5 protein-coding genes are annotated in these 6,308 nt (G+C 72.2%); all 5 read right to left on the bottom strand.

Annotated features, from left to right (window positions below):
- Window positions 1-1,518, bottom strand: coding sequence for a sugar ABC transporter ATP-binding protein (locus ACFQQI_RS17365; RefSeq protein WP_378566215.1), 1,518 nt, complete (start codon window positions 1,516-1,518; stop codon window positions 1-3).
- The gene (locus ACFQQI_RS17370) at window positions 1,515-3,899 is read right to left on the bottom strand and encodes a xanthine dehydrogenase family protein molybdopterin-binding subunit (protein WP_378566218.1); all 2,385 of its coding nucleotides are present in this window, start codon (window positions 3,897-3,899) and stop codon (window positions 1,515-1,517) included. Before ACFQQI_RS17370 ends, ACFQQI_RS17365 begins: the two co-directional genes overlap by 4 nt.
- A 2-nt stretch (window positions 3,900-3,901) precedes the next feature.
- The gene (locus ACFQQI_RS17375; protein WP_378566221.1) at window positions 3,902-4,408 is read right to left on the bottom strand and encodes a (2Fe-2S)-binding protein; all 507 of its coding nucleotides are present in this window, start codon (window positions 4,406-4,408) and stop codon (window positions 3,902-3,904) included.
- Window positions 4,409-4,434: 26 nt separating this feature from the next.
- Window positions 4,435-5,298, bottom strand: a complete 864-nt coding sequence (locus tag ACFQQI_RS17380; protein ID WP_378566224.1) for an FAD binding domain-containing protein — start codon at window positions 5,296-5,298, stop codon at window positions 4,435-4,437.
- 75 nt (window positions 5,299-5,373) lie between these two features.
- Window positions 5,374-6,147 carry an IclR family transcriptional regulator gene (locus ACFQQI_RS17385; RefSeq protein WP_378566227.1) on the bottom strand — a complete coding sequence of 258 codons (774 nt, stop codon included), beginning with the start codon at window positions 6,145-6,147 and terminating at the stop codon, window positions 5,374-5,376.
- Window positions 6,148-6,308 lie beyond the last annotated feature (161 nt).

Below are 6,308 nucleotides of genomic sequence, written 5' to 3' on the forward strand. Positions count from 1 at the left end.
TCACCTCACGAGGCTTTCTAGACGCGGGTCGACGGAGATGGCGTGGGTGAGGTCGGCGCGAGCCGGCCGGTCGGGACCGACGTTGTCGAACTCGGCGGTGACCTCACCGGCGTGCATCACGTAGATGCGGTGGGCGATCGCGCGGACCTCGTCGATGTCCGTGCTGCTGAAGAGCACGCTGCCGCCGTTGCCGGCGTAGTCGACGACGTACTCGTGGATCGCCCGGCGGGCGGCGACGTCGACGCCCTGGGACGGCTCGTGCAGCACGATGAGTCGCGACTGCGCGAGCTGGAGCCGCGCGAGCAGCACCTTCTGCTGGTTGCCGCCCGAGAGGGTCTCGACCGGCTGGCCGAAGTCGCGGCAGCGGATGTCGAAGCGCCCCCGGTTGTCCTCGACCGCGCGTTCGAGCTGGCGGCGACGGACGAAGCCGTAGCGGGTCCAGCGCGGCAGCGAGGTGAGCGCCATGTTCTCGCGGATCGACCGGCCCATGACCAGGCCGAGCCGCTTGCGGTCCTCGGGCGCGTAGCCGATGCCGAGACGGGCCGCGGCGCTCGGCGTCGGCACCCGGACCGGCCGGCCGTCGAGGGTGAGCGTGCCCTCCCTGGCCTGGCGGGCGCCGGTGACGACCGAGAGCAGGTCGCCGCAGCCGGAGCCGATCAGCCCGACCACTGCGACGATCTCGGCCTCGCGCACGGTCACGTCGACCGGCCGCGCATCGGGCCGCAGGCGTACGCCGCGGACCTCGAGCCGCTCGCCCCGGGCCGGGTGCGGGGGCCCGTCGAGCTGCTCGACGTCGGCGCCGACCATCAGCCGCGTGAGCGCGGCCGGGGTCAGCTCCTCGCGGGTCAGTGACCCGACGTTCGCACCGTCACGCAGCGCGGTGGCGCGGTCGGCGACCTGCGCGATCTCGCCGAGGCGGTGGGTGACCAGGATGATGCCGGTCCCCCGCTCGCGCAGGTTGGTCATCACATCCAGCAGCCGGTGGGTCTCCTGGGGCTCCAGTGCCGCGGTCGGCTCGTCGAGCAGCAGGTAGCGCGGTCGGTGGATCAGCGCACGGCAGATCTCGACGATCTTGCGCTCGGCGGCCTCGAGCTCCCCGGCCGGGAGGTCGGGGTCGACGTCGATCCCGAACTCGTCGAGGAACGCCGTGGCCGCGCGGCGGATCCGGCGCGGGTGGGTGAGGAACGACCGCTTCGTGCCGGAGTCGACGCCGCAGATGTTCATCGCGACGGAGAGATCCGGGAAGAGGTTGTAGTCCTGGTGGACGACGCCGACTCCCAGCGCCCGCGCGATCCGCGGCGATCCCATGTGCCGGATGATGCCGTCGATGCGCAGGTCGCCCTCGCTCGGCGCGAGCGCGCCGGTGAGGACCTTGACCAGCGTGCTCTTGCCGGCGCCGTTCTCGCCGACCAGCGCGTGGATCTCGCCGGGCTTCACGTCGAAGCTGACGTCGCGGAGCGCCAGGGCGCCGCCGTAGCGGTGGGTGATGTGCTCCGCACGGAGCGCCTTCTCGCTCACGAACGCGCCCCCTCGCCGTTCGGGATGTCGTGCAGGCCGGCGCGGTGCACCAGCTGCCAGACCGCGTGCGGGCTCAGCGGCGTCTCCACGATCTCGCCGGCGATCTCCGGCACGGCGTTCGCGACCGCGTTGGCCACGGCGGCCGGCGCCGGGATGAGGCCGCCCTCGCCGGCGCCCTTCATGCCGCCCGGGGTGTGCGGCGACGGGTGCTCGGTGTGGAAGAGCGTCAGGTCCGGGACGTCGCCATTGAGCGGCATCAGGTAGTCGAGGAAGCTCGTCGTGGTCGGCTGCGCGCCCTCGCCGTACGTCACCTTCTCGTGGAGCGCCATGCCGATGCCCTGCGCCACCCCGCCCATCACCTGGCCGTCGACGATGGTCGGGTTGATGACGGTGCCGGCGTCGTGGCACACCCAGTAGTTGTGGATGTCGACCTTGCCGGTGTCGAGGTCGACGGTGACCTCGGCGGCGTGGGTGGCGTAGGAGTAGGCGATGTTGGTCGGGTCGTTGACGAACTTCGCCTCCAGCCCGGGCGACTCGCCCTCGGGCAGGTCCCAGCCGAGCCAGGCGTCGGATGCGAGCTTCTCGAACGTGATCGACGGGGCACCTTCACCGGAGCCGACGACGCGGAACGAGCCGTCGACGACCTCGATATCCTCGGGCGCGGCCTCGAGCTGGTGCGCGGCGATCCGGCGCATCTTGGCGGCGAGCTCGTCCGACGCGACGACGGTGGCACCGCCGCCGACGGTCATAGAGCGGCTGGCGATCGAGCCGGAGCCGGAGTACGGCGCCGTCTTGGTGTCGCCGAGCTCGACCCGAACCTTCTCCAGCGGCACGCCCAGGTTCTGCGCGGCGATCTGGGCGAGCGTGGTCTCGATGCCCTGGCCCATCGACGTCACGCCGGAGCGGACGATGACGGACCCGTCCATGTCGACGCGGACCTCGGCGGTCTCGAAGCCGCCGATGTGGAAGCCGACGATCTTCTGCACCGGGCTCGGTCCCAGCCCGGTGAACTCGACGTGGCTGGCGTAGCCGATGCCGTGCCGCACGCGGGGCCCGAGGTCCTCGACCTCCTTGGTCATCTCACGTACGGACTCGACGACGATGTCCAGGCTCTGCGGGTAGTCGCCCGACTCGTACTCCTGGAAGGTGCGGGTGACCAGCGGCAGCTCGTCCTCGCGGAACATGTTCATCCGGCGCAGCTCGGCGGGGTCCATCCCGAGCTCTCGGGCGGCCTCGTCGACCATCCGCTCGCGCACCCACGCGGCCTCCTGCATGCCGAAGCCGCGGTAGGCGCCGGTCGGCGTCGTGTTGGTCGCGACGCCCTGGATGCTCGAGCCGGCGGCCTTCATCCGGTACGGCCCCTGCAGCATCTGGCCGGTCACCCGGAGCGGGCCGGTGCCCACGTTGGAGGCGTGCGCACCAAGGTTGCCGATGGTGCGGGCGTGCAGCGCGACGAGCGTGCCGTCGTCCTCGAACCCGATCCGCGCGTAGTGAACGACGTCGCGGGCGTGGACGGTCGCCGTGAAGTGCTCGACCCGGTCCTCGATCCACTTGACCGGGCGGCCCAGCCGCATCGAGGCCAGGCAGACGATGACCTCGTCCGGGTAGAGGTGCTCCTTGGCGCCGAAGCCGCCGCCGAGGTCCGGGGTGATGACGCGGACCTGGTCGGTGCGCAGGCGCAGCGACTTGGCCAGCTCGTCGCGCACGTGGTGCGGCGTCTGGGTCGACGACCAGACCGTCAGCTCCCCGACGGCCGCGTCCCAGGACGCGACGACGCCGCGGGTCTCCATCGGGTTCGGTGCGATCCGCGGGATCCGCAGCCGGCGCTCGACGACGTGGGAGCAGGAGGCGAAGGTCTCCTCGAGGAAGTCGGTCCCGCCGTCGCCCATCTCGAGCGTCGCGATCACGTTGGTGCCCCACGCGGGGTAGAGCTGCGGCGCGTCCGGCACGAGCGCTGCCTCGGCGTCGGCGACCTCGGGGAGGTCCTCGATCTCCAGGTCGATCCACTCGGCGACGTCCTCGGCCACCGCCCGCGACGACGCGACCACGACGCCGAGCGGCTGCCCGACGTACCGGACGTGCGTGTCGGTGATCGGGACGGTGAGCTGCTTCTGGTCGGGGGTGACCCACACGCAGGACAGGCCGCTGGTCGCGGCGATGATCTCCTCGGGGCCGAGGACGAGGTCGGCGTCGGTGTCCGCGACGTCGAACGCGGTGAGCTGTCCGTGGGCGATCGGGCTGCGCACGATGTGGGCGTGCAGCATGCCGTCGAGGTGGAGGTCGTCGACGAAGCGACCGTCGCCGCGGAGCAGGCGCGGGTCGTTGGTACGACGGACGCGCGCGCCGACGAGGGAGGCCGGGCGGGCCGGTGCCTGGGTCATGCTCACCCCTCCGTCTTCTCGAGGTAGCAGCGGACGGCGGCGCGAACGTTCTGGTAGCCGGTGCAGCGGCAGATGTGGCCGCCGAGCACGTCGTCGAGCTCCTCGGCGACGTCGACGCCCGCCTGGACCGCTCCCGCGACCGAGCAGAGGATCCCGGGGGTGCAGAAGCCGCACTGCAGCCCGTGCTTGTCCCAGAACGCTTCCTGCAGCGGCGAGAGCTCATCGCCCTCGGCGAGGCCCTCGACCGTGGTGAGCTCGGCGCCGTCGACCTGGACCGCGAGCATCAGGCAGGACCGGACGGTCGCGCCGTCGACGATCACGGTGCAGGCGCCGCAGGCGCCGTGCTCGCAGCCGACGTGGGTGCCGGTCAGGCGCAGGTCGTGGCGCAGGAAGTCGGACAGCAGGGTGCGGGTGCTGGTGGTCGCCCGGCGCTCGGCGCCGTTGACGGTCACGGTGACCTCGCGCAGCTCCTCGACGTCGGCGTCGAATCCGGTCTCAGCGGTACTCACGATGGGCGTGCTCCTCGGTGCGTGGCTCAGGCGGCCGGGGTCTCGATGGCGGCGGTCAGCTGGCGCTCCAGCAGGGTGCCGAGCAGGTAGCGGCGGTACTCCGTGCTGCCGGAGCTGTCGCCGGTCGGGTCGACCTCCGCCCGGGCGGACGCGCAGATCTCGCGCACCAGCTCGCGGTCGAACCGGCCGCCGCGCGCCAGCGCTTCGGTCTCGGTCAGCCGGCGGACCCGGTCGCTGACGCCCGTGACGGCGATGCGCAACCCGGTGAGGACGCCGCTCTGCACCTGAGTGCCGAGCGCGAGCGCCACGATCGGGAAGTCGCCGTGCCGCGGCGCGAACTCGTCGAAGGAGAGATCCCACCCCTGCGCGGTCGGGAAGCGGACCTTCGTGACGAGCTCGTCGCTCTCACGCGCGGTCGTGAAGACGGTGACGAAGAAGTCGTCCCACCCGACCCAGCGGGAGCCGCGGGCCGACGTCAGCTCGACGGCGCCCTCGAGCAGTGCGAGCACGCCCGGCAGCTCCGAGGACGGATCGGCGTGCGCGATGTTGCCGCCGACCGTCGTACGGGCGCGGATCTGTGGGTGTCCCACGTGGCTCAGCGCGCTCCCGATCACGGGCAGGCGGCGGCGTACGTCGCCGTCGCGCTCGAGCGCACGGGCCCGGACCAGGGTGCCCGCCTCGATCGCGTCGTCGGTGACGCGCAGCGTGTCGAGGCCCGGGACGCGGTTGACGTCGAGCAGGATCTCGGGCCGGGCCAGCCGCATGTTCAGCAGCGGCATCAGGCTCTGGCCGCCGGAGAGGATCGAGACCTCGTCGCCGCCCCGCGCCAGGACGGCGAGGGCGTCGTCGAGGGAGCGCGGGTCCTCGTACGCGAACAGCGGGGGCTTCATCGGATCCTCCGATCGGTGTGATTCGGGGAACCTAACACGATTTGTACCTTGTACGACATAGTTCAGGATGACATTTCACGAAGGCGTAACAGGACCCCGCCGGATGGCCCGGCCGAGCTCGTGCGCGGCTCGCAGGAGCATCGGTCCGAGCTCCCGGCGGCGGGCCTCGTTGAACCGCTGCTCGATGCCGGTCAGGCTCAGCGCCCACTGCGGCTGGTCCCTCGCGTCGAAGACCGCGGCGCCCATCCCCCAGCTGCCCTCGACGATCAGGCCGGGGTTCACGGCGTACCCCGCGCGCCGCGTCTCGGCGACCGTCGCGCGCACCTGCCGGGAAGCGTGACCGACGCCGTACGTCGACACCAGGTCGGTGCGCTCGAGGTAGCCGTCGATCTCCGCGTCGGGCAGGTGGGCGAGGATCGCGAGGCCGGCGGACGCCACCCCGAGCGGGAACCGGATGCCCTCGTGGAGGACGTGCGAGCGGATCGGGAAGCTGCCGTCCTCGCGGAGCAGGCAGACGGTCTCGTCGCCGCGGCGGGCCGAGAAGAACGCGCTCTCCCCGGTCGCCTGGGCGAGCCGGCGGACGAACGCCTGGGCGACGTCGGTGACGTCGTACCGGCGCGCGGCGGCGGCGCCGAGGAGGTAGAGCTCAGGGCCGAGCAGCCACCGGCCCTCCCGGTCGCGGTCGACGAGGCCCTCGCCCTGGAGCGCGCTGAGCAGCCGGTGCACGGTCGGGCGGGCGAGTGCGGCCCGCCGGGCGATCGCGGAGGTCGTGCCGTCGCCGTTCCCCAGGCTCGCGACAGCCCGCAGGACGGCGGCCACGCGGCCGACGACGTCGGGAGGTGTGTTCACTGAATGGACAGTAGGGCATGGGCATGGTCACTCAGCGAGAGATCCCCGTCGACCCAGTGGTCGAGCCCTGAGACTGCCGCCATGGACAAGGTGGTGAGGTCGGCCGCGGAGGCGGTGGCGGACATCCCGGACGGTGCGACGTTGTCGGTCGGGGGTTTCGG

The sequence above is a fragment of the Nocardioides sp. GCM10030259 genome, from assembly GCF_042666375.1.
Classification (GTDB): Bacteria; Actinomycetota; Actinomycetes; order Propionibacteriales; family Nocardioidaceae; genus Nocardioides.

Excerpts from the sequence above, each read along its gene's own strand:
- ACFQQI_RS17380 (WP_378566224.1), bottom strand. The coding sequence starts at position 5,298 with ATGAAGCCCCCGCTGTTCGCGTACGAGGACCCGCGCTCCCTCGACGAC.
- ACFQQI_RS17370 (WP_378566218.1), bottom strand. The coding sequence starts at position 3,899 with ATGACCCAGGCACCGGCCCGCCCGGCCTCCCTCGTCGGCGCGCGCGTC.